At 66.4% G+C, this 25,978-nt stretch carries 25 protein-coding genes; 5 read left to right on the top strand and 20 right to left on the bottom strand.

Annotation, left to right across the window (positions count from 1 at the left end; all coding sequences use genetic code 11):
• Positions 1 to 47: 47 nt before the first annotated feature.
• The 17 genes from VUN84_04550 to VUN84_04470 form a co-directional block, all read right to left on the bottom strand.
• Positions 48 to 884, bottom strand: a complete 837-nt coding sequence (locus VUN84_04550; GenBank protein ID XAS64951.1) for a septum formation initiator family protein — start codon at positions 882 to 884, stop codon at positions 48 to 50.
• Positions 885 to 1,058: 174 nt separating this feature from the next.
• Positions 1,059 to 2,342 (bottom strand): phosphopyruvate hydratase, encoded by a 1,284-nt coding sequence (gene eno, locus VUN84_04545; GenBank protein XAS64950.1) that lies wholly within the window; start codon positions 2,340 to 2,342, stop codon positions 1,059 to 1,061.
• A 133-nt stretch (positions 2,343 to 2,475) separates the two neighbouring features.
• On the bottom strand, positions 2,476 to 3,081 hold the full coding sequence (locus tag VUN84_04540) for a MazG nucleotide pyrophosphohydrolase domain-containing protein (GenBank protein ID XAS65752.1): 606 nt from the start codon (positions 3,079 to 3,081) through the stop codon (positions 2,476 to 2,478).
• A 77-nt stretch (positions 3,082 to 3,158) separates the two neighbouring features.
• The gene (locus tag VUN84_04535) at positions 3,159 to 4,328 is read right to left on the bottom strand and encodes an adenosine deaminase (GenBank protein ID XAS64949.1); all 1,170 of its coding nucleotides are present in this window, start codon (positions 4,326 to 4,328) and stop codon (positions 3,159 to 3,161) included.
• An 83-nt stretch (positions 4,329 to 4,411) separates the two neighbouring features.
• Positions 4,412 to 5,167, bottom strand: coding sequence for a DedA family protein (locus VUN84_04530; protein XAS64948.1), 756 nt, complete (start codon positions 5,165 to 5,167; stop codon positions 4,412 to 4,414).
• Between the two features lie 110 nt (positions 5,168 to 5,277).
• Positions 5,278 to 5,916 (bottom strand): VTT domain-containing protein, encoded by a 639-nt coding sequence (locus tag VUN84_04525; protein ID XAS64947.1) that lies wholly within the window; start codon positions 5,914 to 5,916, stop codon positions 5,278 to 5,280.
• Positions 5,917 to 6,045: 129 nt separating this feature from the next.
• Positions 6,046 to 7,377 carry a thymidine phosphorylase gene (locus VUN84_04520; protein ID XAS64946.1) on the bottom strand — a complete coding sequence of 444 codons (1,332 nt, stop codon included), beginning with the start codon at positions 7,375 to 7,377 and terminating at the stop codon, positions 6,046 to 6,048.
• Positions 7,374 to 7,778, bottom strand: coding sequence for a cytidine deaminase (locus tag VUN84_04515; GenBank protein ID XAS64945.1), 405 nt, complete (start codon positions 7,776 to 7,778; stop codon positions 7,374 to 7,376). The genes VUN84_04520 and VUN84_04515 overlap by 4 nt, the downstream gene beginning before the upstream one ends.
• A 2-nt stretch (positions 7,779 to 7,780) precedes the next feature.
• Positions 7,781 to 9,118: an ABC transporter permease gene (locus VUN84_04510; GenBank protein XAS64944.1), complete on the bottom strand. Its 1,338-nt coding sequence runs from the start codon at positions 9,116 to 9,118 to the stop codon at positions 7,781 to 7,783.
• Complete coding sequence (locus tag VUN84_04505; GenBank protein ID XAS64943.1) at positions 9,115 to 10,575, bottom strand: ABC transporter permease; 1,461 nt, start codon at positions 10,573 to 10,575, stop codon at positions 9,115 to 9,117. Before VUN84_04505 ends, VUN84_04510 begins: the two co-directional genes overlap by 4 nt.
• On the bottom strand, positions 10,568 to 12,211 hold the full coding sequence (locus tag VUN84_04500) for an ABC transporter ATP-binding protein (protein ID XAS64942.1): 1,644 nt from the start codon (positions 12,209 to 12,211) through the stop codon (positions 10,568 to 10,570). Before VUN84_04500 ends, VUN84_04505 begins: the two co-directional genes overlap by 8 nt.
• Positions 12,212 to 12,377: 166 nt before the next feature.
• Positions 12,378 to 13,487 carry a BMP family ABC transporter substrate-binding protein gene (locus tag VUN84_04495; GenBank protein ID XAS64941.1) on the bottom strand — a complete coding sequence of 370 codons (1,110 nt, stop codon included), beginning with the start codon at positions 13,485 to 13,487 and terminating at the stop codon, positions 12,378 to 12,380.
• Between the two features lie 281 nt (positions 13,488 to 13,768).
• Positions 13,769 to 14,800, bottom strand: a complete 1,032-nt coding sequence (locus VUN84_04490; GenBank protein XAS64940.1) for an NADP-dependent oxidoreductase — start codon at positions 14,798 to 14,800, stop codon at positions 13,769 to 13,771.
• Positions 14,797 to 15,228: an organic hydroperoxide resistance protein gene (locus tag VUN84_04485; protein XAS64939.1), complete on the bottom strand. Its 432-nt coding sequence runs from the start codon at positions 15,226 to 15,228 to the stop codon at positions 14,797 to 14,799. Before VUN84_04485 ends, VUN84_04490 begins: the two co-directional genes overlap by 4 nt.
• Positions 15,229 to 15,288: 60 nt before the next feature.
• A complete protein-coding gene (locus VUN84_04480) occupies positions 15,289 to 15,753 on the bottom strand; it encodes a MarR family transcriptional regulator (GenBank protein XAS64938.1) in 465 nt (154 codons plus the stop codon).
• Positions 15,754 to 15,988: 235 nt separating this feature from the next.
• Positions 15,989 to 17,188, bottom strand: coding sequence for an amidohydrolase (locus VUN84_04475; GenBank protein XAS64937.1), 1,200 nt, complete (start codon positions 17,186 to 17,188; stop codon positions 15,989 to 15,991).
• Between the two features lie 99 nt (positions 17,189 to 17,287).
• Entirely contained in the window at positions 17,288 to 18,445 is a 1,158-nt protein-coding gene (locus VUN84_04470) for a sugar phosphate nucleotidyltransferase (GenBank protein ID XAS64936.1), read from the bottom strand.
• Between the two features lie 301 nt (positions 18,446 to 18,746).
• Here VUN84_04470 and sdhC point away from each other — a divergent pair, with 301 nt between their 5' ends.
• The 5 genes from sdhC (at position 18,747) to VUN84_04445 (ending at position 23,177) form a co-directional block, all read left to right on the top strand.
• Positions 18,747 to 19,127 carry a succinate dehydrogenase, cytochrome b556 subunit gene (sdhC, locus tag VUN84_04465; GenBank protein XAS64935.1) on the top strand — a complete coding sequence of 127 codons (381 nt, stop codon included), beginning with the start codon at positions 18,747 to 18,749 and terminating at the stop codon, positions 19,125 to 19,127.
• Between the two features lie 2 nt (positions 19,128 to 19,129).
• Positions 19,130 to 19,612: a succinate dehydrogenase hydrophobic membrane anchor subunit gene (locus VUN84_04460; protein XAS64934.1), complete on the top strand. Its 483-nt coding sequence runs from the start codon at positions 19,130 to 19,132 to the stop codon at positions 19,610 to 19,612.
• A 126-nt stretch (positions 19,613 to 19,738) separates the two neighbouring features.
• The gene (gene sdhA / locus VUN84_04455; protein ID XAS64933.1) at positions 19,739 to 21,538 is read left to right on the top strand and encodes a succinate dehydrogenase flavoprotein subunit; all 1,800 of its coding nucleotides are present in this window, start codon (positions 19,739 to 19,741) and stop codon (positions 21,536 to 21,538) included.
• Between the two features lies 1 nt (position 21,539).
• Positions 21,540 to 22,322, top strand: a complete 783-nt coding sequence (locus tag VUN84_04450; protein XAS64932.1) for a succinate dehydrogenase iron-sulfur subunit — start codon at positions 21,540 to 21,542, stop codon at positions 22,320 to 22,322.
• An 84-nt stretch (positions 22,323 to 22,406) separates the two neighbouring features.
• Positions 22,407 to 23,177, top strand: a complete 771-nt coding sequence (locus tag VUN84_04445) for an alpha/beta fold hydrolase (protein XAS64931.1) — start codon at positions 22,407 to 22,409, stop codon at positions 23,175 to 23,177.
• Here the strand turns inward: VUN84_04445 and VUN84_04440 are convergent.
• From VUN84_04440 to trpS, 3 genes are read right to left on the bottom strand one after another with little or no spacing between them, the layout of a single operon-like run.
• Entirely contained in the window at positions 23,134 to 24,300 is a 1,167-nt protein-coding gene (locus VUN84_04440; GenBank protein XAS64930.1) for a YihY/virulence factor BrkB family protein, read from the bottom strand. The genes VUN84_04445 and VUN84_04440 overlap by 44 nt on opposite strands.
• Positions 24,245 to 24,910 carry a 2'-5' RNA ligase family protein gene (locus VUN84_04435; protein ID XAS64929.1) on the bottom strand — a complete coding sequence of 222 codons (666 nt, stop codon included), beginning with the start codon at positions 24,908 to 24,910 and terminating at the stop codon, positions 24,245 to 24,247. Before VUN84_04435 ends, VUN84_04440 begins: the two co-directional genes overlap by 56 nt.
• A gap of 4 nt (positions 24,911 to 24,914) precedes the next feature.
• Positions 24,915 to 25,958 (bottom strand): tryptophan--tRNA ligase, encoded by a 1,044-nt coding sequence (gene trpS / locus VUN84_04430; protein XAS64928.1) that lies wholly within the window; start codon positions 25,956 to 25,958, stop codon positions 24,915 to 24,917.
• Positions 25,959 to 25,978 lie beyond the last annotated feature (20 nt).

Below are 25,978 nucleotides of genomic sequence, written 5' to 3'. Positions count from 1 at the left end.
CCCTGTCTGGTTTGTCCGGCGGACAATCCTGCGGCGGGCGCCGCTTCTTAGTCTGTTGCCGAGCGCCGGATGGAGTCCCACAGGGAATCCACCCAGGGCAGGTCGGCCGGGTCCGGTTGGGACCCTGTTCCGGCCGCGCCACCGGGCGTTCCGGCAGGAAGATCACTGCCGAAAACCCAGTAGCCCGTCTCGCCGGGCATAACCATGTTAATGCGGTCGCGGGCCTGCTGCTTCACGTAGTTCGGATCCTGCCACCGGGAGACTTGGCGCTTGAGCTCGGTCTGCTGGGACTGTTTGGCGGAGATGTCGGCCTCGAGGGCCGCGATTTCGGCGCGCTTTTCGAAGTAGATTTTGACGGTGGGAGCCAGCATGATGGTGATGGCAATCATGACAACGAACAGCGCCAGCATGCGGCCGGAGAAAGCCTTCGCGGGCACGGGGTTAAGGTGCTCCCCCGTTACGGCGCCGTCCTTGGATGGTTTGGCCGTGCCGGGGCTGGCGGCTCGCTGGGTGCCGGGGCTGGCGGCTCGCTGGGTGCCGGGGCTGGCGGCTCGCTGGGTGCCGGGGCCCTCGGGCGCGGGACCGGATGCACCGGTGTTCTTGACAGATGCGTTCTTGGCGGATGCGTTCTTGGCGGTGGTGTTTTTTGGCACCGTGCGGGCCGGAGCGGCGTTGGTCGGCGCGTGGTCCTGCCGGGCAGGCTCCCGCGGGTCAGTGCCTGGCCGGGGCACGGCGGCCCTGGCTGGTGCGTTGGTGCCTTGGTGGGCGTGGGCTGCACGGGAACTGCCAAAATCAGCCTGGATGACGGCTCCGCCGTCGACCGTGTCCGGAGACTTGGGGGCCGCAGGCGTGGCCCGGGGAACCTTGGGTCGGCGGGTAACCATGACACTCCTGTAATGCCAGGTTCTCCCCCGGCTGGCTTGCTGCGTTCAGTACTGATCCCCGTGGCCGCGGCCCGGCACCGGCGTGGATCCGGCGGTACGGACCCCGAAGGAACGCACAAAGGAACCGGTGGCCATGGTCTGTCAACCATAGCCACCGGTTCACGGTTCCTGCTGCTACTGGCTCTTGAAACGCGGGAAGGCGCTGCGTCCGGCGTACCGGGCGGCGTCGTCGAGTTCCTCTTCGATGCGCAGGAGCTGGTTGTACTTGGCGACACGCTCGGAACGGGCCGGGGCGCCGGTCTTAATCTGGCCCGCGTTGGTGGCAACGGCGATGTCAGCGATCGTGGTGTCCTCGGTCTCGCCGGAGCGGTGCGAGGTGATGGTGGTGTACCCGGCGCGCTGGGCGAGGGACACGGCATCGAGGGTCTCGGTCAGGGACCCGATCTGGTTGACCTTCACCAGCAGCGAGTTGGCGGTCCGGGAATCGATGCCGGTCTGCAGGCGCTCCGGGTTCGTGACAAAGAGGTCGTCACCGACAATCTGGACCTTGTCACCGATGGCGTCGGTGAGGGTCTTCCAGCCGTCCCAGTCGTTCTCATCCAGCGGGTCCTCGATGGACACCAGCGGGTAGTCGGCGACGAGCTCGGCGTAGTAGGAGCTCATCTCCGCGGAGCTCAGCGACTTGCCTTCGAACTGGTAGGCACCGTCCTTGAAGAACTCGGAGGAAGCGACGTCCAGGGCCAGGGCGATGTCCTGTCCCGGGGTGTAACCGGCGTTGCGGATGGCTTCCTGGATGAGGTCCAGGGCTGCGCGGTTGGACGGCAGGTTCGGTGCGAAGCCGCCTTCGTCGCCGAGACCGGTGGACAGGCCCTTGGCCTGCAGGACGGCCTTGAGTGCGTGGTAGACCTCTACGCCCCAGCGGAGGCCTTCGGAGAAGGTCTCGGCACCGAGCGGAACAACCATGAATTCCTGGATGTCGACGTCGGAGTCCGCGTGCGAGCCGCCGTTGAGGATGTTCATCAGCGGCACGGGCAGGATGTGGGCGTTCGGTCCGCCGAGGTACTTGTAGAGCGGCAGGTCAGCGGACGCCGCGGCAGCGTTGGCCACGGCCAGGGAGACGCCGAGAATGGCGTTGGCGCCAAGCTTGCTCTTGTTGGCGGTGCCGTCGAGGTCGATCATCGACTGGTCGATGCTGCGCTGGTCCGTGGCGTCGAACCCGATCAGGGCCGGGGCGATCTGGTCGATGACCGCGTCAACGGCTTTCTGGACGCCCTTGCCGAGGTAGCGGCCCTTGTCGCCGTCACGGAGTTCGACGGCTTCGTGCTCGCCGGTGGAGGCTCCGGAGGGAACTGCTGCGCGGCCGATCTGGCCGTCCGAGAGCAGGACTTCAACTTCTACAGTGGGGTTGCCGCGGGAATCGAGGATCTCGCGGGCGTGGATGGCATCGATAAGCGCCATGGATAGGCTCCTTTGGTGAAGCGATCTGCTGGAAACTGATGGGAATTTAGCTCAGAAACGGACGTCCTCGTCGGTACCTAGCCTAGTCGAGAGTGGGATAGGTTACGTAAAACCCATCCAACACCCGGACGCCTTACGGGCAGTTACGGGGCCGGCCGGCCTGGAAACGACGGTTGGCGCCGCGCAGGGCACGCTCGGCATCGAGCCCCTGGTCCCGGGCGGCCGCGGCGATGGCAAAGAGCAGGTCTCCGAGGTCCTCTTCCGACGCCGGGATCTCCACCGGGACCGTGGCTGCCGGGAAGCCCGCCCGCCCGGCGCGGTCTTGAAGTTTCTGCGCCCGGGCCAGCGCCGGCAGGGCGGCGGGAACACCATCGAGGGGACCCTTGGCGCCCGGGCCGGCGCCGCTGGAGTGCAGGACCTGTTCGGAGCGTTTTACCGCGTCCCAGGTCCGGACGATCTCCTCCACCGTCGCTGGGAAGGTCTCCTGCAGTGAACCGTCCGGGCGGAACACGTGCGGGTTGCGCCGGATCATTTTGGCGGACAGGCCGCGGGCGACGTCGTCAAGGTCGAAGGCGCCGCGCTCCTGGGCAAGCCGGGCATGAAGGACCACCTGCAGCAGGACGTCGCCCAGTTCGGCCTGCAGTTCGTCGTCGCTGGCTCCCGTTTCAATGGTTTCGGCGACCTCGAATGCCTCCTCGAGGAGGTACTCCACAAGGGATTCGTGCGTGAGGGCGGCCATCCAGGGGCAGTGGGCGCGCAGGTCGGCAAGGATACCGACCAGCGCGCCCACGGCGTTGTCCTTCTTAGCCAAGGTTCTTAGCCCAGGTCGGCGTAGGCCTCGTTGATGTATTCGACGAGGGCTTCCTTTTCCTCAAGCGGCAGGAACGCAGCCTCCGCGGCGTTCAGCGTCAGCTCCAGCAGGTCATCGAGATCGTAGTCGAACGTCTCGACCAGCAGCTCGAATTCGTCCGTGAGGGTCACGCCGCTCATGAGCCGGTTGTCCGTGTTGATGGTGACGTTGAAGCCGAGCTGGTAGAGCATGTCCAGCGGGTGGCTTTCGATGCCCTCGCCGAAGCCTGCCACAGCGCCGGTCTGCAGGTTGGAGGAGGGGCAGATTTCCAGGGCGATTCCGCGGTCGCGGACCCAGCTGGCGAGCTCTCCCAGCGTGACCATGCCGATGTTGTCGTCGACGCCGTCACTGCTGTCATTGAATTCGCCGGCGCCGTCTTCCGCGTCGTCGAACTCCACGGTGACGTCTTCGGCGATCCGGACGCCGTGGCCCAGGCGCAGGGCCCGGCCGTCCACCAGGGCGGACTGGATACTCTCAAGCCCGGCAGCTTCTCCGGCGTGGACCGTGACCGGGAAGTTGTGCTGGGCGAGGTAGGTGAAGGCGTCCTTGAACCGGGACGGCAGGAAGCCGTCCTCCGCACCGGCGATGTCGAAGCCCACGGCCCCGTTGTTGCGGTGCCGGACGGCCAGCTCCGCAATCTCCTGGCCGCGGTCGGCATGGCGCATGGCCGTGATGAGCTGGCCCACCTGGATGTCGCGGCCGGTTTCGGCCACGGCGTCGACGCCGGCGTCCAGGCCCGCCTGCACGGCGTCGACGACGTCGTCCAGGCTCAGGCCCTGCTGGAGGTGCTGCTCGGGGGCCCAACGCACTTCGCCGTAGACGACGCCGTCCTCGGCAAGGTCTTCAACGAATTCTTTGGCGACGCGGAAAAGGCCGTCCTTGGTCTGCATCACGGCGATGGTGTGATCGAACGTCTCGAGGTAGCGGACCAGCGAGCCGGAGTTGGCGGATTCGCGGAACCACTCCCCCAGGGCGACCGGATCAGTGGAAGGCAGGGTGTGTCCCACGGCTTCAGCAAGTTCAATGATGGTGGCCGGGCGGAGTCCGCCGTCCAGGTGGTCGTGAAGGGAAACCTTGGGAAGGCCCTTCAGGTCAAAGTCGAGGTCAGGGGCAGCGTCAAGAATTATCTCAGTCACGTTCCCACCTTAGGGTTGGCAGCGCTGAAGTACCAGCCGGTCAGCCGCCCGCGGCCACGCCGGCCGGTGCAGCGGCGGCGGGATCAGGCCTCGACGTCGGCCGGTGCTGCGAGCTGCGGTGAGCCCGGGGCGGGTCCGGAGTCCCGGCTGCTTGCCGGCGGTCCGCCGGTTCCGGCGTGGGAACTCTTGGCTTCGGCCGTCCGGGACGCGGCCCGGCCGGCGGAGGACGTGGCACCCCGGGTGTCGCGCCAGCGGTGCAGCCAGGTCAGCAGATGGTCGATCACGATGCCGAGCACAATGGCGAAGGCGATGGCGATGCCCACCCCGAGCAGCGGGTGGTCATGGACCCAGTTGCCGGCGATGATGCCGACTCCGGCGGAGTAAACCACCCAGGTGATGGAAGCGATGATATCCAGGATGACGAAGCGGCGGCGCGGGTAGGCGGTGGTGCCCGCGATCCAGTTGACGGCGACCCGGCCGACCGGGATGTAGCGGGCGGTGAAGATCAGCATGGCGCCGCGCTTGTCCAGTTCATAACGAGCCCAGTTCAGTGCCCGTTGGACTTTGGGTTTGCGCATCCAGCGGAAGCGCTCGACCCCGACGTGCCGGCCCAGCAGGTAGGCCATGTTGTCCCCGGCAATGGCTCCCAGGGCTGCCGCCGCCATGACGAACCACATGTTGGGTTCGCCCGACGTCACGGACAGGGCACCCAAGGCGACAATCAGAGTTTCACTGGGCAGAATCGGAATGAAGCCGTCGATGAAGCAGAAGATCGTGAGAATCGGATAAATCCACCATTGTCCCGCGGCGTGAAGAATAGCCTCATTGATGAATTCCACGCGGGCGTTGCTCCTAGGAAAGTGATGGAAAGCGCTCTTCAGTGTCCCATGACGGACCGTGATGCGCTACGTTCGCCTGCAATAAATCTCGGGTAACTGAGGGTTCCCTCTCAGGAGGTTTCGGCGGGCGGGGACGGCTGACCGGCGTCCCCGGGCAGTGTTCCGCGGAGCTTGCCGATGACGACGTCCAGCAGGACCCCCAGTCCAATGGCGCAGACAACGGCGGCGACGACGGCGAGCAGGTGGTTCTCCGCGAACCATTGGCCAAAGAACAATCCAATGGCGACCGAATAGGCGGCCCACAGCACCGCGGAAAGCACCGTCAGCGCGACGAAGCGGGGCCGCGGGAATCCGGTGGCTCCGGCGGTCAGGTTGACCGCCACCCGGCCGATCGGCACGAACCGCGCAACGAGGATCAGGGAGGCGGGCCGCTTCCGCAGCTCCGCCCCGGCCCAGCGGAACGCCCGCTGCATGCGGTTCCCGCGCATCCATGCCCAGCGCCGGGTTCCGGTGTTGCGGCCGAGCAGGTAGGCAATGTTGTCGCCGAGGAACGCTCCCGCGGCGGCCGTCGCCGCCAGCAGCGCCACGTTGGGAACTCCGGCGCCGGCGGCCACTGCGGCGAGTCCCACCACCACGGACTCGCTGGGAATCGGCGGGAAGAAGCCGTCAATCACGCAGCAAGCGAAGACGAGGATAAGTACCCACGGTTGCCCTGCGGCGGCCAGGATGAAGTCGTTGATTGCCTGCACAGTTTCCTACCAATCAACGGGGGCACAGTTGTGGTGCCAGTGTACTTCCGGCACCTCTTCGTTGCCCTGCCACTTGGAGTGGTTAAACCAGGGGTATGGGGACTCCAGGTGATAGGGCAACCGGGGTATCTAGGCGATGCGGTCGATGATGAGCTGCTGCGCCGGGCGGGAGCCGTCGGAGGCAATGACGACGGCGTGCTCCAAGGCCTCTTTGGCCCGGTCGAACTTCTCCGGGGTGTCCGTCAGGAGCGTCATGAGCGGTTCGCCGGCTTTGACCGTGGCGCCGGGCTTGGCGTGCATCCGCACCCCGGCGCCGGCCTGGACCTGGTCTTCCTTGCGCGCCCGTCCCGCGCCGAGACGCCAGGCTGCGACGCCGACGGCCATCGCGTCGAGTTCCACCAGCACCCCGTCGGCCGGGGCGTAGATCACCTCGGACTCTCTGGCGACCGGGAGCGTTGCCCGCGGGTCACCGCCCTGCGCCTCGATCATGCGGTTCCAGACGTCCATCGCCCGGCCGTCGCGCAGCGCGGCCCGGGGATCGGCGTCGTGGACACCTGCGCAGGCGAGCATCTCCTCGGCCAGCCGCACGGTCAGTTCGACGACGTCCTCCGGACCGCCGCCGGCCAGCACCTCCACCGACTCCTGGACCTCTATCGCGTTTCCGGCGGTGAGGCCCAGGGGGGTGTTCATGTTGGTCAGCAGGGCAACCGTATTAACCCCGGCGTCCTTCCCCAGGGCCACCATTGTTTCGGCGAGTTCGCGGGCGCGGGCCTCGTCTTTCATGAACGCCCCGCTGCCCACCTTGACGTCCAGCACCAGCGAGCCCGTGCCTTCGGCGATTTTCTTGCTCATGATCGAGGACGCGATCAGCGGGATGGCCTCAACGGTGCCCGTGACATCGCGGAGGGCGTAGAGCTTCTTGTCGGCGGGGGCCAGCCCGGCGCCGGCTGCGCAGATGACGGCTCCGACGTCCTGGAGCTGGGCCAGCATCTCCTCGTTGCTCAGCGCGGCGCGCCAGCCGGGGATCGCTTCGAGCTTGTCCAGGGTGCCGCCGGTGTGGCCCAGGCCGCGGCCGGAGAGCTGCGGCACGGCAACCCCGAAGACCGCCACCAGGGGGGCCAGCGGCAGGGTGATCTTGTCCCCGACGCCGCCGGTGGAGTGCTTGTCGGACGTGGGCTTGACGCTGCCGTCGGGGCGGCGAAGGCTGGAGAAGTTCATCCGCTCACCGGACGCGATCATCGCCGCTGTCCAGCGCGAGATCTCGGCCCGGTCCATGCCGTTGAGCAGGATCGCCATGTTCAGGGCCGCCATTTGCTCGTCGGCGATCGCCCCGCGGGTGTACGCATCGATGGTCCAGTCGATCTGGGCGGGGCTCAGCACGCCCTTGTCGCGTTTGATGCGGATGATGTCGACGGCGTCGAACGATTCGGTCGTGCTGGTGGATCGGGTCGGAAGGGTCATCGGGTTTCCTCCAGGTGGTGGGGGCCAAAGGCGTCGGGAAGGACCTGGTCCATGGTCTTGATTCCCTGGGTGGTCATGAGCTCCATGTCCGGAGCCCGGAATTCGTACAGCAGTTGCCGGCAGCGCCCGCACGGCATGAGGACAGTGCCGGCGGCGTCCACGCAGTAGAACGCCCGGAGCAGGCCGCCTCCGGTCATGTGCAGATTGCCGACGAGGGCGCACTCGGCGCAAAGCGTCAGCCCGTAGCTGGCGTTCTCGACATTGCAGCCGCTCACTATCCGGCCGTCCGCGGTGAGGGCCGCCGCTCCCACCGCGAACTTCGAATACGGCGCATAGGCGTTCCCCATGGCCGCCACCGCGGCGGTTTCGAGGGCGGCCCAGTCGACGTCGTTGCTGTCCACGGTCAACCCTTCACGTACGGTATGCCGCTGGCGGCCGGGGGCCGGGAACGGCCGACGAGGCCGGCGACGGCGAACACGGTCACGAGGTAGGGCAGCATGGCCATGAACTGGCTGGGCACCGGGGTGCCGATGATGGTCACGATGCTTTGCAGGTTGTCAGCGAACCCGAACAGCAGCGCGGCGAAGAACGCCCCGATCGGATTCCAGCGTCCCAGGATCATCGCGGCCAGGGCAATGAAGCCGCGGCCGCCGGAGATTTCCTTGGTGAAGCTGTCGATCGCGACGAGGGTGAAGAAGGATCCACCAATGCCGGCGACAGCGCCGCCGAGAGTGACGTTCCAGAAACGGGTCGCGTTGACCTTGATGCCGAGGGTATCGGCTGCCTGCGGGTGTTCGCCGACGGAGCGGACCCGCAGGCCCCACTTTGTTTTGAACAGCCCGATCCACACCACGATCACGGCCACGTACATCAGGTAGCCCACGACGGACTGCTTGAACAGGATGGGTCCGAGAACCGGGATGCTGGACAGCACCGGAATGTCGATGATGGGCAGCCGGCCCGGGGAGTTGAACATTTCCTTGTCCGCCTGCATGACAGTGCTGAAGAGGAAGCCCGTGAGGCCTGAGATCAGGACGTTGAGGACCACGCCGACGATGATCTGGTTGACCACGTATTTGATGCTGAAGACGGCCAGCACCATCGAGACGAGGGCGCCGGCGACGGCTGCCGCCAACAGGCCCAGGTAGGGGTTGTTGGTGATACTGGCGATGATGGCGGCCGTGAAGGCGCCACCCAGGAGCTGGCCTTCGATGGCGATGTTCACCACGCCGGAACGTTCGCAGAGGACACCGGAAAGGGAGCCAAAGACGATCGGAACGGCGAGGGTCACGGACCCGGCGATGAGGCCGGCGAGCGAGATGCTGGGGGTCCGTGCGCCACCGACCACCCAGATCAGGAACGCCACCACGAACAGCACCGTGAACAGGGCGGGCAGCCAGCGCGGGGGCCGGGCGTTCTTGGTTTTCAGGAACATGGCGTAGCCGGCGAGGCCGAGCATGATCACCGAGAGCACGATCCCGGCCAGGAAGGCCGGCACCTCGATCGCGGGGAGCTGGAAGAAGTCACCGCCGGAGGAAATGCCGAACTTGGCGGTCGCGTGCGGACCCAGCAGGCCGAAGAAGACGAACGCGACGACGGCCAGCACCAGCAGTGTGACCGGCAGCTTCCAGGTCACGGGCTTGGCGGATACCGTCGGTTTGCGGTTCCTGTCCGATTTTGCCGGCCCCTGTTGTGGCTTTCCGGACCCTCCGGGGACGGGCGAGGTTACTGTTGTGCTCATGCTGCACCTCCGGTGGCTGCTGCCTTCTGGGACTTGCCGGCGGTTGCGGCTTTTTTCTTGCGCGGATTGAGCCCGAAGACTGCCCGGACCAGCGGGGGTGCCGCGATGAACAGCACGATGAGCGACTGGACCACCAGCACGATGTCGATGGGCGTTCCGGTCTGGATTTGCATCTGGACGGCGCCGGCGCGGAAGGCACCAAACAGGAGGCCGGCGGCGAAGGTGCCCCACGGCGTCGAGCGTCCCAGCAGCGCGACGGTGATGGCGTCAAAGCCGTACGTTGCCGCGACGCCGTCGGTGAGCACCTTTTCGGTTCCGGCCACCTGGGCGACGCCGGACATGCCGGCCAGGGCACCCGCGATGGCCATCACGAGGATGGTGGCGCGGGGAACATTGATGCCGGCGGTGAGGGCCGCCTTGGGGTTGGCTCCCACTGCGCGGAATTCGAAGCCGAGGGTGGAGCGGTTCAGCAGCCACGAAACGAGGACCGTGGCCGCGATGGCCAGCAGGAAGCCGATGTGCAGCCTGTACTGGCTGCCGAAGATCTGCGGATACACGGCGGACGCGTCCAGGATCGGTGAGATCGGGGTGGTCTCCCCCGGCCGCTGGAATGCAGGAGTGTCCAGGAGGTACCGCACCAGATAGAGGGCGATGTAGTTGAACATGATGGTCACGATGACCTCATGGGCTCCGGTTCTGGCCTTGAGGACGCCTACCAGGCCGCCCCAGACGGCTCCGCCGATGATGCCGGCGATCAGGACGAGCAGCAGGTGCAGGCCCATGGGGAGCTCCAGCGCGAATCCCACCCAGGCCGCCAGGATGCCGGCCATGATGATCTGGCCCTGGGCACCAATGTTGAACAGGCCGGCGCGGAACGCCAGTGCCACGCCGAGGCCCGCGGTGATCAGCGGGGTGGCGATGGTGAGGGTTTCCATGAGCGGGGCGAGCTGTCCGCCCACGCCGGTTCCCCGGGGGTTGAAGACGGAGCCCTGGAAGAGCGCGACGTAAGAGCTGGTCGCTGCTGACCAGACGGCGGCGAGGAAGTCGGCGGGCCGGGCGAAGAAGTAGCCCGCCGTCGCCGCGACCTGCTTGTCCGTGCTGGCAATGAGCAGCCCGCCAAGGATCAGGGCAAGCAACACGGCCAGGATGGTCACAATGCCGTTGCCGGTGAAGATCTGGCGCAGCACCGAGTCGGCGTCCTCGTCCCCGGGGAGGGAGCCGCTCTGGGCGGACACGGGAACCGCCGATGGCCGCATGGCCCCGCCGGCGGTGTCCAGCGACACGGCAAGGCCTGCGTCCTTGACCGGCGCGCCGGCCTCGGGTGCGGGCGCCTGCGTTGCCTGCGCGTCCGGGGTGGCCTGCGCGTCCGGGGTGGCCGGGGCAGCCGCGGGCAGCGCGTCCGGACTCCGGTGCGGGTCCGGTCCAGCCGGGCGTCCCGGCTCGTTGTTCTCACTCATGGTCTTCTCCTACGGCGCCGGAGCGGAACTCCTGCACAGGCCGGGCGGCGGTCGCCTGATTCGTTGCGGGGGGCGCGGCGGGGTGGTCCGCCGGGCTGAGGACTGCGTGTTTGCTCGCGGTGTCGGCGTGGGCCTCCTGCGGGGACAGCCCAGCCATCATCAGGCCGAGCACGTCCCGTCCGGTGCCGGCCGGGACAATCCCGACCAGTTTGCCTTTGTACAGGACGGCGATCCGGTCGGCGAGTTCGATCACTTCGTCCAGTTCGGTCGAGACGATCATCACGGGGGTGCCGTGGTCCCGCTCAGCCACAATGCGCTTGTGCAGGAACTCGATGGAGCCGACGTCCACTCCGCGGGTGGGCTGGGAGGCGATGAAGAGCCGCAGCGGCCTGGACAGTTCCCGGGCCATGACAACCTTTTGCTGGTTGCCGCCGGAGAGGGTGCCGGCCGCGAGCGAGCCCGAGGGGGTGCGCACGTCGAATTCATCGATCCGGGTCTTGGCGTTCTCCAGAACCTTGGCCGGGCTCATGCTGATGCCCTTGGCGAACGGGGCCTGGTCATAGCGGTCGAGAATCAGGTTCTCGGCAATCGAGAAGGAGCCGATCAGGCCGTCAACGGAGCGGTCTTCCGGGACGAACCCGACGCCGGCGTTGAGGACGTCCTTGACGCTGCGGCCGACGAGTTCGTCGCCGTCGAGCAGGATGGATCCGTGCACGCGGTCCTGAAGGCCCAGGATGGCTTCGGTCAGTTCCGTCTGCCCGTTGCCCTGGACGCCGGCGACGGCGAGGATCTCACCGCGCGCGATGTCAAAGCTGATGCCGTCCACGACGTGCTGGCCGCTGGGCGCGATCACCGTGAGGTCCTTGACCTGGAACGTCGTTTCCTGGGGCTTGGCCGGGGCCTTGTCCAGGGTCAGGTTCACGGCCCGGCCTACCATCATGGAGGCCAGTTCAGTCGTCGAGGCGCTGGGATCGGCGGTACCGACCACCTTGCCCCGCCGGATCACGGTGATGGTGTCCGAGACCGCCTTGACCTCGCGGAGCTTGTGCGAAATGAAGACGATCGAGGTGCCGTGGCTCTTGAGCTGGCGCATGATGTCCAGCAGCTCGTCGGTGTCCTGCGGGGTCAGCACGGCCGTGGGTTCGTCGAGGATGAGCACCTTGGCGTCGCGGACCAGGGCTTTGATGATTTCGACGCGCTGCTGTACCCCCACCGGGAGGTCCTCAACCAGCGCATCGGGATCGACGTCAAAGCCGTAGCGGTCGGAGATCTCCTGGATTTTCCGCCGGGTATCATCCAGGTTCAGGAATCCGCCGGCCTTGGTGGTTTCTGCTCCCAAAGCGACGTTCTCGGCGACGGTGAAGACGGGGACGAGCATGAAGTGCTGGTGGACCATGCCGATGCCCGCGGCCATGGCATCGCCCGGGCCGCGGAAGGTGACGGCCTTGTCATCGACCAGGATCTGGCCCTCGGTGGGTTCGTACAGCCCGTACAGGACGTTCATCAGCGTGGACTTGCCCGCGCCGTTTTCGCCGAGCAGACAATGAATCTGCCCGGGTTCAACCACCACATCGATGTGGTCGTTGGCTACCAGGGAGCCGAAGCGTTTGGTGATCCCCTTGAGTTCAAGTTTCAAAACTCTGACCAATCTCGAGGTTTCCGGACGTCTCGGCCGGACGGATGATGGGGCTGCAGGAACAGCCTAGTGCCTGCAGCCGGAAGCTAAATCTGTCCGCTCAACGAAAAGCGCCACAGCCCGTGCGGTGGTTGACCGGACGGGCCGTGGCGCTTGGCGGCGGAAGTTAGACCTTCGGGCTGGCTGCGGATTCAACCTTCAGCTTGCCGTCGGCGATGTCCTTCTTGATCTGCTCCAGCTGGGTTTTCAGCTCGGCCGGAACTGCGGAGTCCAGGTCGTGGAACGGGGCCAGCTGCACGCCGTCGTTCTTGAGGGTGCCAACGTACGGCGTGTTGGTGAACTTGCCGTCCTTGTCCTCGGAGACAACGGTCTCAACGGCCTCGCCCATCTGCTTCATGACGGAAGAAAGCATGATGTCCTTGTAATCCGGTGCCGTGAGGAAGCCGTCGGAGTCAACCCAGATGAGCTTGACGTCCTTGCCTGTGGCCTTGGCTTCCTTGAGGGCTGCGCCTGCGCCCTTGCCGACCGGACCGGCGACGGGCATGACGATGTCCGCGCCCTGGTCCAGGAAGTTCTGGGTGAACTGCTTGCCCTTGTCCTGCTTTTCGAAGTCGCCGGTGAAGGAACCGTCCTGCTTGGCCTTGTCCCAGCCCAGGACCTTGACGTCCTTGCCGTTCTTCTCGTTGTAGTACTTGACGCCGTCGGCGTAGCCGTCCATGAAGATGGTCACCGTGGGGATCTTGATGCCGCCGAAGGTGGCGACCGTTCCGGTCTTGGTGGTGCCGGCCGCGAGGTAGCCGGCCAGGAAGGCGGCCTGGGCGGTGTCGTAGATGATCGGCTTGACGTTGCTGATCGGGGTTTCGTAGCCGAAGTCGATGATGGCGAAGTGCTTGTCCGGGTTCGCCGTGGCCTGGGCCTTGGTGGCGTCGCCGAGCAGGAAGCCCACCGTGACGGTCAGGTCGCAGCCGGCGGTGACCATGGCGCGCAGGTTCGGCTCGAAGTCGTTGTTGGTTTTGGACTCGGCCTGGTTGACCTTGATGCCAAGATCCTTTTCAGCCTTCTTCAGTCCCTCGTAGGAGGACTGGTTGAAGGACTGGTCGTCGAATCCGCCCGAGTCGGAGACGATGCAGCCGGTGTAGTTACTGGCCGAGGCGCTGGCGGTGCTGCTGGCCGTCGGTGCGGCCCCGCAACCGGACAGCAATAGTGCAGCCGCGCCGGCGGTGGCGACTCCTGCCACGGAACCGCGCTTGAAGGTTGCACGCAGAGAGTTCTTCAATTTTCCTCCAGGAAGAAAGAGTAGGCGCTACGACGGAGCTCAATGAGTGTCTGTTGGCGGGGTTGCCGCTGAAACGCTGTTTTCACTGATGGGATTCGCAGCACTGCGCCGAAGCGCACTGATGGAAGCAACTTTAGTGTCCTGGAACACGTCCGGGTTGCAGAGTTCACAGCTATTCCACAGATTGTTGAGAACTTGTTACCAAGCGGTAGACGCAGGAAGCCCCGTACCGGGACATTCCGGTACGGGGCTTGCAGCCTGCGGGCAGGCGGGGTGTGCGGTTAGAGCCGGACCAGCATCTTGCCGGTGTTGGCGCCGTCCAGCAAATCCATAAAGGCCTGCGGGGCGTTCTCCAGGCCGTCCACGATGGTTTCGTCGTAGCGCACGGTGCCGTCTGCGATCCAGCCGGACATGGTCTCGACGAACTCGGCCATGTACTGCCAGTACCCGCCGACCAGGAAGCCCTTGAGCGTGAGCCCCTTGCCAATGGCCTGCATCAGGTTCCGCGGGCCCGACGCGGGCCCGGTTGAGTTGTACTGCGAAATGGCGCCGCACATGGCCACCCGGCCACCCGCGGTGAGCGCGGACAGCGCGGCTTCGAGGTGTTCCCCGCCGACGTTGTCGAAATACACGTCGATTCCGCGGTCGCCGGCGGCTGCGGCCAACTGCTCGGCCACCGGGCCGTCATGGTAGTTGAAGGCCGCGTCGAAGCCGAGCTCCAGCAGCCGCGCCACCTTGTCCGCGGAACCGGCGCTGCCGATCACGCGGGAGGCGCCCATGGCCTTGGCGATCTGCCCCACGAGGGAGCCGACGGCACCTGCGGCGCCGGAGACAAAGACGACCTCTCCGGCTTTGAAGTCGGCAACCTTGAGCAGGCCGGCGTAAGCCGTCAGGCCGGTCATCCCCAGCGCGCCGAGGAACGCTGAGGCGGGCGCCAGATCCGTGCGGGCCGGCGTGGTGGCGCCGGCGTCGAGCACGGCGTATTCGCGCCATCCCAGTGAATGGACGACGGCGTCGCCCACCTTACGGTCCGCGGAACGGGACGCGATGACCTCGCCGACGGCACCGCCGTCGAGCGCGGCGTCCAGGGCGAAGGGCGCCGAGTAGGACTTGACGTCGTTCATCCGGCCCCGCATGTAGGGGTCCACGGAGATGAAGAGGTTGCGGACCAGGACCTGGCCGTCCTGGAGTTCGGGCAGTGCCGACTCGGCGAGGCGGAAGTTCTCCGGGACCGGCTTGCCGTGCGGACGGGACGCCAGCTGGATCTCCCGCGTGATGGCGGGCAGGGCGGCGGTTTCGGTGTGGGTGCTCATGCGGCGACCTCCAGAAGGGTGATGTCAACAGTGATGTTGCCACGGGTGGCATTGGAGTAAGGGCATACCTCGTGGGCTTTGGCCACGAGGGTCTCGGCGGTTGCGCGGTCCACGGCCGGCAGGGCGATTTCGAGTTCGGCGGCGATGCCGTAACCGGCTCCGTCGGCCAGGGCGCCCAGGTGGATCTTTGCGGCGACGGCGGAATCCGTCAGATCGGCCTTGTGCTGGCGTCCGACGAGGCGCAGCGCGGAGTGGAAGCAGGCCGCGTACCCGGCGGCGAAGAGCTGCTCGGGGTTGGTGCCCTCGCCGTTGCCGCCGAGTTCCACCGGGCTGGCCAGGGTGACGCTGAGTTTGCCGTCCTTGGTGACGGCGGTGCCGTCGCGGCCTTCGCCCGAGGCCAGGGCCTCGGCTGTGTAGAGAGTCTTCATGGATGATCCAATCTGTAGCGGGCGGGTGGAAGTCAGTTGGTGGACGTCAGTTGGTGGACGTCAGTGCGGGCCGTGCAGGGCGGCAGCCAGCTTTTCCAGCGTCCCGCGGAGCTGGTCCAGCTCGGCGGGGGCAAGGCCGGCGGCGTCGGCGAGCTGCTGCGGAAGGCCGGCGGCCCGGGCGCTGAGGGCGGAGCCGGCGTCGGTCAGGAAAACCTCAACCCGGCGCTCGTCCGCCGCAGACCGGCGCCGCTCCACGAAGCCCTGGGACTCGAGCCGCTTCAGCAGCGGGGAGAGCGTCCCGGAGTCCAGGCCCAGCTCCTCCCCCAGTCCACGGACACTGCGGGGGTCCTCTTCCCACAGCACCAGCATGACCAGGTACTGCGGGTAGGTCAGGCCAAGTTCCTGGAGCATCGGCCGGTATGCCGCGGTAGCGGCCCGGGACGCCGAATACATGGCGAAGCACAACTGCCCGTTCAGGCGGAGCGCTTCCGACCCGGCATTGCGGGTTCCCTCTGGCGTGGTCATGAATCCAGCGTACGCCACAATTTCATTGTGCACAACTTAGTTGTGCACAATCTTGTCGCCGCGACGTCCGCCGCACCCCGGGCTGCAATCGGGTCCAACGGCGCGGGCACCCGTCGGATTCCCCATGTTCGCCGGGCCCGACGGCGTGTCGTCCCGCCCGCCCGGCGCCGTCCCGGCACAGGTGGGGAAACCCGGCGGGACGTCCACGTCGCGGAGGCCGGAGCGGCACTGCTGGCTAGAGGTCGCGGAGGGTGCGCAGGGCTGCGGCGGTGAGGACCTTCACGCCCAGGCCCAGGGCGCGTTCGTCCAGGATGTAGTCGCCGCGGTGGAGGTCGTACTCTTCACCGCCCGGCGTTTTGGTGCCGAGGCGCATCATGGCGCCGGGGAGGTCTGCCAGGAACCAGGCGAAGTCCTCCCCGCCCATGGACTGGGGGGTCAGGACCACGGCGCCTTCGCCGATCTCGGCGCGGGCCGCAGCTTCGATCAGGGCGGTTTCGTGTTCGGAGTTCACCACGGGAGGCACGCCGCGGGTGTGTTCCAGGTGTACGTCGACGCCGTAGGGGGCCGCGATCTGCTGGACGACGTCGTCCAGGATTTCGCCGGCGCTGTGCCAGGCATCGCGGTCCAGGCACCGCATGGTGCCAGCCATGTAACCGCTGGCCGGGATCGCGTTGGGCGCGGCACCGGCGGAGATTTGGCCCCACACCACGGATACGCCGCTGCGGACATCCACCCGGCGGGACAGCACGGCCGGTACGTTGATTGCGATCTGCGCGAGGGCGAACACCAGCTCCTCGGTCAGGTGCGGGCGTGAGGTGTGGCCTCCGCGACCGGTCAGCTCGATCTTAATGGTGTCCGAGGCGGAGGTGATGGCGCCGATCCGGGTGCCGATCTTGCCCACCTCGATCCGAGGATCGCAGTGCAGCGCGAAGATCCGGGGAACGCCCTCCAGGACGCCCTGTTCAATGCAGCTTTGGGCGCCGCCGGGCATGGTCTCTTCGGCCGGCTGGAAGATGATCCGCACGGACCCGCGCAGCGGTGACTCCTCGTGCATCCGCTGCAGCACCAGGGCCGCGCCGAGCATCGTGGCGGTGTGGACGTCGTGGCCGCAGGCGTGGGTCACGCCGTGGTTTTTCGACGCGAACCCAAGCCCGGTCTCTTCGATGATGGGCAGGGCGTCGATGTCACCGCGGAGGGCGGTTGCGATGGGGCCCTCCCCGATGTCCACCGTCAGGCCCGTTCCCTCGAGCCGACGGGGCTTGAGGCCCGCATCCTCGAGGCGCTGGGCAATCTTGTCCGTGGTGCGGTACTCCTTGAAGGAGAGCTCCGGGTGCGCATGCAGATCCCGCCGGAACGCGATCAACTCCGGCAGGAGGGGCTCGAGCCACGGCCCCACCAGCGTGGTGGGCTCAGCTTCAGTAGAGTAATTACGCACGCAACAACTCTAGCGAGCGCACAACAGATAGCCGCATCGCGTACGGTGCGTTACGAACCGGGGTACCGCCGAAGCCACTCGCTGGCCTAGGCCCGGGCCTTAGAGGACGTCGGTGTCGCCGCTGGCTTTAAGGGCGTCAACCGCCTGCTTCACACGCTGCGAATGCTCCTTGTGCATCACGAGCAAGGCATCCGGGGTATCCACCACCACCACGTCCTTGATCCCGATCAGCGCGATCACGCGCTTGGTATCGGAGACCACCACGCCGCTGGCGTCTTCGGTGAAGACGCGGGCGCCCTCGCCAATGACGGTGACGTCCTTGACTTCTTTGGCACTGTTCAAGCGGCCCACCGAGGCGAAATCACCGACGTCGTCCCAGCGGAAGGTGCCGGGTACGACCGCGACATCGCCGGCGGCTGCGGCGGGCTCCGCCACCGCGTAGTCGATGGCGATCTTGGGCAGGGTGGGCCATATGCGGGCCTTGACCTCATCACGCTGCGGAGTGTCCCAGGCCCGGGCAATTTCCTGGACCCCGGCGAACAGCGCCGGCTGGTTGGCCTCGAGGTGCTTGAGCATCAGCGCGACGGGAGCTACGAACATGCCGGCGTTCCACACGTACTCGCCGCTGTCCAGGTATTCCTGGGCGACCTCTTCGCTTGGCTTCTCCACGAACTCGACGACGGCCTGGGCGCTGGGCGCTCCTTCGACCCCGAGGTTCTTCCCGGCCCGGATGTAGCCGAAACCGGTGGAGGGGTGGGTGGGCTTGATTCCGATGGTGACGATCTTGCCGGCCGCGGCGGCATGGATGGCCTCCCGGACTGCCTCATGGAAAAGCCCGTCGGGACTGATGACCTGGTCGGCGGCGAAGGAGCCCATGATGGTGTCCGGATCGCGCTCGTGCAGGATGGCAGCGGCAAGGCCGATAGCGGCGCCGGAGTCTTTCGGCTCGCTCTCCAGCACCAGGTCGGCGTCCTCGATTTCAGGCAGTTGGCGGCAGACCGCATCGCGGTGGGCCATGCCGGTCACCACGAGCATGTGCTTGCCGGCAAGAGGCTCCAGCCTGTCGTAGGTAGATCTGAGCAGCGTGCTGCCCGAGCCCGTGAGGTCATGGAGGAACTTGGGGGCTGCTGCTCGCGACAGGGGCCAAAGGCGGGTCCCCACGCCGCCTGCGGGAATCACGGCAATAAACCGGTCCAGGGCAGAACCCTGCGCCGGTCCGTGCTGCGCGTCCTGGCTTGTCGCCTTGTTAGTAGTCATCACGGCTACTTTAGCTGACCGTGCCCAGCGGGCCCCGGATTCGCCGCCAAAGCTGACACGGCACGTCCCCGGGGCGGCTCCCGGACCGGCGGCGGCGGAGCCCGGCGGGGGCTGCGGATGTGGCGTTCGTCTCAAAAGCCGGCAAAATCCCCGCCAAGCGCCGTCACCAATGGGTGGTTGAATTGAATAAGATGGTACCGAAGCCTAGATTTAGGCTTGAGCTTACGAGTGCTCTCGCAGCAGGCGTTCCCCCCGCGTGGATCCCATGCCAGCGCCGCTGTGTTGCAGGGAGGTTTATTCAGTGCCGACAAAACCAGCTGGCACCTTGTACCGCGGCCGTGAAGGCATGTGGTCCTGGGTTGGACACCGCATTACCGGTGTAGTGATCTTTTTCTTCTTGTTGGTCCATGTGCTGGACACCTCATTGGTGCGTGTCTCCCCGGAGGCTTACACCGCCGTGATCGGTGCCTACAAGAACCCCCTGATGGCCCTGGGTGAAACGGGCCTTGTCGCAGCGATCGTGTTCCACGCCTTCAACGGCCTGCGGATTATCGCCGTCGACTTCTGGAAGAAGGGCGCGAAGTACCAGCGCCAGATGCTGTGGACGGTCCTGGCCCTCTGGGTCGTCGTCATGGTCGGCTTCTCCATCCGCCACCTTTCCCTCGCTCTCGGAGGTCACTAGCCATGGAAGCAACGCAGATCCAGACGCCTCGTGCGGCGGAGGTCGGCGCAGGCCGCATCGCCCCGCAGTACAACCGCAGCGGTTCCTCCAAGGGCAACTTCGAGATGCTGGCATGGCTCTTCATGCGGCTCTCCGGCGTGGTCCTGGTGGTCCTCATCTTCGGCCACCTGTTCGTGAACCTCATGGTGGGCGAGGGCATCCACGCCATCGACTTCGGCTTTGTCGCCGGCAAGTGGGCCGACCCGTTCTGGCAGATCTGGGACCTGGCGATGCTTTGGCTTGCCATGCTCCACGGTACGAACGGTGTGCGCACCATCATCAACGACTACGCCGAAAAGGACGCCACGCGCCTGTGGCTGAAGGTTGTGCTGTTCGCCGCAGCCTCCGCCATCGTCATCCTGGGCACCCTGGTCATCTTCACGTTTGACCCGTGCCCCGTGGTCAACGGCGTCCAGCTGCCGGGCGGCTTCTGCCCCGCACCGTAGCGGCGCAGCCCCAGCGGCAACCGATCCGTGCCTGCCCGGTGCAGGCACGGATCTCCACGAGATGTCACCGGCCCGGCTCCGCCGGCCGGTGTTGTTTAGAGAATTTTGAGAGAAAGAGCGTCTGGTATGCAGGTCCATAAGTACGACGTCGTCATCGTCGGTGCCGGTGGCGCCGGGATGCGCGCGGCGATCGAATCAGGTCAGCGCGCCCGAACAGCGGTCCTGACCAAGCTGTACCCCACCCGCTCCCACACCGGTGCGGCGCAGGGCGGCATGTGTGCGGCCCTGGCCAACGTCGAGGAAGACAACTGGGAGTGGCACACCTTCGACACCATCAAGGGCGGCGACTACCTGGTTGACCAGGACGCGGCCGAGGTCATGGCGAAGGAAGCGATCGACGCCGTCCTGGACCTGGAAAAGATGGGCCTGCCGTTCAACCGCACGCCCGAGGGCCGGATTGACCAGCGCCGCTTCGGCGGCCACACCCGCGATCACGGCAAGGCCCCGGTCCGCCGTGCGTGCTACGCCGCCGACCGCACCGGCCACATGATTCTGCAGACGCTGTACCAAAACTGCGTCAAGCACAACGTGGAGTTCTACAACGAGTATTACGTCCTTGACCTGCTCACGGTCGAGGAGGACGCTGTCCGCGAGGACGGCACCCCCTACAAGCAAAAGCGGGTGGCCGGCGTCGTGTCCTACGACCTCGCCTCCGGCGAACTGCACATCTTCCAGGCCAAGTCCGTGGTGTTCGCCACCGGCGGCGCCGGCAAGGTCTTCAAGACCACGTCCAACGCCCACACCCTCACCGGTGACGGCATGGGCATTGCCTTCCGCCGCGGCATCCCCCTGGAAGACATGGAGTTCTACCAGTTCCACCCGACAGGCCTGGCCGGCCTGGGCATCCTCCTTTCCGAGGCTGCACGCGGCGAAGGCGCGATCCTGCGCAACTCCGAGGGTGAGCGCTTCATGGAGCGCTACGCCCCGACCATCAAGGACCTCGCCCCCCGCGACATCGTGGCCCGCTCCATGGCCAACGAAGTCCGTGAGGGACGAGGCTGCGGCCCGAACAAGGACTATGTCCTCCTGGACCTCACGCACCTGGAGCCGGCGCACATCGACGCCAAGCTGCCGGACATCACCGAGTTCGCCCGCACCTACCTCGGTGTCGAGCCGTACACGGAGCCGGTTCCGGTCTTCCCGACGGCGCACTACGCCATGGGCGGGATCCCCACCAACATCACCGCCGAGGTCCTCCAGGACAACGACACGGTGGTCCCGGGCCTGTACGCCGCCGGTGAGGTTGCCTGCGTTTCCGTGCACGGTTCCAACCGGCTGGGTACCAACTCGCTGCTGGATATCAACGTCTTCGGCAAGCGCGCGGGCATCGCCGCTGCGGAATACGCCAAGACCGCGGACTTCGTGGAGCTCCCCGCCGACCCGGAGGCCTACACGCTGGATCTGCTGGACCACGTCCGCACTGCTGACGGGACCGAGAAGGTCGCGGTGATCCGCAAGGAACTCCAGGACACGATGGACGCCAACATGCAGGTGTTCCGCACCGCGGACACCCTGAACCAGGTGCTCACGGACATTGCCTCCTTCGAGGAGCGGTACCAGCGCATCAGCGTCCAGGACAAGGGCAAGCGCTTCAACCTGGACCTGCTCGAGGCCGTGGAGCTGGGCTTCCTGCTGGAGCTGGCCAAGGTCATGACGGTGGCGGCCCTGCACCGGGAGGAATCCCGCGGCGGCCACTTCCGGGAGGACTTCCCCGAGCGTGACGACGACAAATTCATGAAGCACTCCATGGCGTACAAGGATGACCATGCTCCGGCGGACGGTTCCGCCGAGGCGATTGCGGGCATCCGGCTTGCCACCAAACCGGTGGTCTTTACGCGTTACGAGCCGATGGTGAGGAAGTACTAAGATGACCGCTGAACTTGCTGAGCCAGCCTCCAAGATCGAACTGCCCGCCCACGTCGGGGGCGGCGGGGACATTCCCTCCTTCGATGTGCACCTGCGCGTGCGCCGTTACAACCCGGAGGTCTCCGACGAGTCCACCTGGGATGATTTCAACGTCACCATGTACGGTACGGACCGTGTGCTGGATGCCCTGCACAAGATCAAGTGGGAGATCGACGGCAGCGTCTCCTTCCGCCGGTCCTGTGCGCACGGCGTCTGTGGTTCCGATGCCATGCGCATCAACGGCCGCAACCGCCTCGCGTGCAAGACCCTCCTGAAGGACCTGGACACGTCCAAGCCCATCACTGTTGAACCGATCAAGGGCCTCCCCGTGGAGAAGGACCTGATCGTGGACATGGAGCCGTTCTTCCAGTCCTTCCGTGAAGTCATGCCGTTCCTGATCAACCGCGGCCACGAGCCCACCAAGGAACGTCTGCAGTCCGCCGAGGACCGCGAGCGGTTCGACGACACCACCAAGTGCATCCTGTGCGCCGCGTGCACCTCATCGTGCCCGGTGTTCTGGACCGACGGGCAGTACTTCGGCCCGGCGGCAATCGTCAACGCGCACCGCTTCATCTTCGATTCCCGCGACGATGCCGGCGACATGCGCCTGGAGATCCTCAACGACAAGGAAGGCGTGTGGCGCTGCCGCACCACCTTCAACTGCACCGAGGCATGCCCGCGCGGCATCCAGGTTACGCAGGCGATCGCAGAGGTCAAGCAGGCCATCCTGTCCCGCGCAGTCTAGCTGGCGGTCCGCACTCCGACGACGGCGCCTCCCACCTTCGACGGTGGGGGCGCCGTCGTCGTATCCCCCTCTTGAAAGGCCCACGTGTCCCGCTCCGAAAAAGTCTCGTTTCCGGGTTCCACCGGAGAAATCCTTTCCGGCGTGATCGATCTCCCCGAGGGGAAGGTCAAAGGCTGGGGCGTGTTCTCACACGGCTTCACCCTGGGCAAGGACAGCCCCTCGGCATCGAGGATGTGCAAGGCGCTGGCGGACAACGGGGTTGGCATGCTCCGTTTCGACAACCTGGGCCTGGGCGAATCGGCCGGTTCGTGGTCTGAGGGATCCTTCAGCCACAAGGTGGCGGACACCGTGAAGGCCGCAGAATTCATGCGCGACTCGGGCCGGCCGGTCTCGCTGCTGGTGGGGCATTCCTTCGGCGGAGCCGCGGTGCTCGCGGCCGCACGGAATATCCCGGAGCTCGACGCCGTGGCCACCGTGGGCGCCCCGTTCTCGCCCAAGCACGTGGCCCACGTCTTTGACGCCGCTTTGGACCGTATCCTGAGCGAGGGCAGCGCCGAGGTGGACCTGGGCGGCAAACGCGTGGAGATCCGCCGGCATTTCGTGGAGGACCTGGAACATGCCGACCTGACAGACTGCATCCGGCAGCTGCACAAACCGCTGCTGGTGCTGCACTCCCCCACGGACAACACGGTGGGCATCGAGAACGCCAGCACGATCTTCCAGACCGCCCGCCATCCGCGCAGTTTCGTCTCGCTGGAGGGCAGCGACCACCTCCTGACCGGCAAGGGCCAGGCGGCGCGCGCTGCAAAGATTATTTCCGCCTGGGCCGACCAGTACCTCGACGCCACCGGGTAGCCGCGGCCGGGCGCGGGCTGTCGCCGTTCTCCACGGGCGTCTTGCCCGGCTGGACCCGGCGGGCACCCCACCCGGTCTTCCGTGTGCCGCCCTGCTGGCCGAGGTCCCGCTCGCGGATAGCAACCCACGCGGCGGAGACCAGGTAGACCTGGCTGACCAGGTTGAACCAGATCAACAGGCCGATGATGATGGCGAAGGGCGCCAGGATGGGATTTCTGCCTGCACTGGCCAGCAGTTGGGTGCTGAAGATCTGCAGCACGGTGGTACCCACGGCGGCGAGGACGGTCCCTTCCAGAAGGGAGCGCCAAGCCAGCTTGAGTCCCGCAGCCAGCCGGAACATGATCAAGGCGGTCCCCCAGCCGAGGAGCAACGGCACCAGAACCGTGACGGACGTCGTCAGGGGCCAAGCGATCAGCGGATCGAGGTTCAGTTGCCCGGCCACCCAGTCTGCGGCGGTGCCAAACACCAGCGAAGCCCCTGAGCTGATCACAAGGGCCACGCCGAGCAGGAGGAGCGTGCCGACGTCGCGCAGTATCTGCAACAGCGGGTTGATGCCACGCGGACCGAGCTGCATCATGCCCCGGACGCCGTCGCGGATGCCGCTGATCCAGCCCAGTGCGGTGAAAATCGTCACCGCGGCGGCGATCACGGCGGTCCAGCCGAGGCCGGAGGGGTTAAGCAGCTGATAGGGGTCGACCAGGCCCTCGCCGCCGTCGACCTTCAGCAGGCCCGGCGCCGCCGTGGCCACGCTCTTGATGATCTGGTCCAGCAGCGCCGGCTGTCCGCTCAGGAACAGGCCCGCCAGCGAGAAGCCGGTGGCCAGCAGACCGGTGATCGAGAAGAACATCCGGAAACCGATCCCGGCGCTCATCAGCGGCCCGCGCTGGAGGTTGTAGTGCTGGAAGGCCCGCAGGGGGCGCAGGGTGTTCAGCCGGGCAAGGAGCCACGGCAGCATCGCCAGCAGCGCGGCCATCCCCCCGGCACCGGAGCGTCGGGATTTGCCCCAGTCAAGCCTCTTGCGGATGACCTCCAGCTTGAGCCCGGCCAGATCGGTGGGAAGGGGCGGCTTAGCGGGCGCCTGCGGCGCCGTCCTCGCCTCGGTGGTGGTCGGGTTCAGTCCCAAAGTCTAATTCTTCCCGTAGCTGCCAGATGCCATTGTCGTCGTGTTCGTAAAGTCCCATGCTAGCCACCGGGAACGTGGCCCTGTAATCCTTGAGCGCCGTTTCGGCTTCATCCAGGCTCTCCGGTGCGACGTCGTGGGCGACGGTGACGTGCGGGTGGTACGCGAACGGCAGCTCACGCTCCAGGGGCCCGGTCTGGAGCCGGCGGTGCAGTCTGACACAGTCATCGAAGCCGTCCTCAATGTTCAGGAACACCACCGGGGAGACCGGGCGGAAGGAGCCGGTGCCGGCGATGGTCACGGTGAACGGCGCCTGCCGGCTCGCAACGGTCCGCACGTGGTCCCGGGTCGCGTCCCAGTCCTGCGTCATGGTGGTTGTCACCAGGGTGATGTGGGCGGGGATAACGGCGGCCATAGGATCGCCGAAGGACGCGCGCCAGCGCTGGAGCTCCTCGGCGACGTCCGTGGGGAACCCCAGGATCACGCCGATGCTGATGCCGTCACTGCGCTGTCCCGTGCCCCGGACGTCCCGCCGGTCCGGTGCGGTGCTGCCGCCCGTGCGCGCGGTGGCGCGTTCCGGCGTGTGGGCGGCGACTTTGCTGACGGAGGACATTGCGCTAGCGGACCCCGGCCAGGCTGAGCGACGGCAGGAAACCCATGTTCCCGTAGACGCGGGCCAGCGTGACCGAGGCAATCTCCCGGGCACGCTCTGCGCCCTGGGCAAGCAGCCTGTCCAGCTCTGCGGGATCGGCCATCAGCTCGTTGGTCCGGTTCCGCAGCGGGGTTATAAAGTCCACCATCACGCCGGCCAGGTCCGTTTTCAGGTGCCCGTACATCTTGCCCTGGTACTCGGCTTCCAGCTCGGGGACGGTTTTGCCGGTCAGCGTCGAGTAGATGGTGAGCAGGTTTGACACGCCCGGCTTCTCCTCCGCGTCGAAGCGGATCTCCGTCCCGGCATCCGTCACCGCGGATTTAATCCGCTTGGCCGCGACCTTGGGGTCTTCGAGCAACTGGATGGATCCGTTGGGCGACTCGCCCGTTTTGGACATCTTGGCTGCCGGGTTCTGGAGGTCATAAATCTTGGCGCTGGCCTTCAGGATGGTCGCTTCGGGCACGGTGAACGTCTCTCCGAAGCGGGTGTTGAAGCGCTGCGCCAGGTTGCGTGTGAGCTCCAGGTGCTGGCGCTGGTCCTCGCCCACCGGCACCAGGTCCGTCTGGTACAGCAGGATGTCGGCGGCCATCAGGGTGGGGTACGCGAACAGGCCCAGGGTGGCCGCTTCCGCTCCGGACTTCTGGGTCTTGTCCTTGAACTGCGTCATGCGGGATGCTTCGCCAAACCCGGTGATGCAGTTCAGCGCCCAGGCCAGCTGCGCATGTTCGGGGACGTGCGACTGCACGAAGAAGATGGACTTATCCGGATCGATGCCGGCCGCGATGTACTGGGCAGCCACCACCCGGGTCCGCTTGGCCAGCTCGGCAGGTTCGAAATCGACCGTGATGGCGTGCAGGTCCGGGATGAAGAACACCGCGTCGTATTCGGACTGCATGTCCACCCAGTTGCGCACAGCACCGATGTAGTTCCCCAGGTGCAGGGAATCCGCCGTGGGCTTGGCGCCGGAAAGGATGCGTTTCTTCGGTGCGGCAGCGGTTGAGCTAGTCATGTTGATTAAAACCTTCGGAC

The sequence above is a fragment of the Micrococcaceae bacterium Sec5.8 genome, from assembly GCA_039636775.1.
Taxonomy (GTDB): Bacteria; Actinomycetota; Actinomycetes; order Actinomycetales; family Micrococcaceae; genus Arthrobacter.
This window is presented reverse-complemented; position numbering and strand designations above follow the sequence as displayed.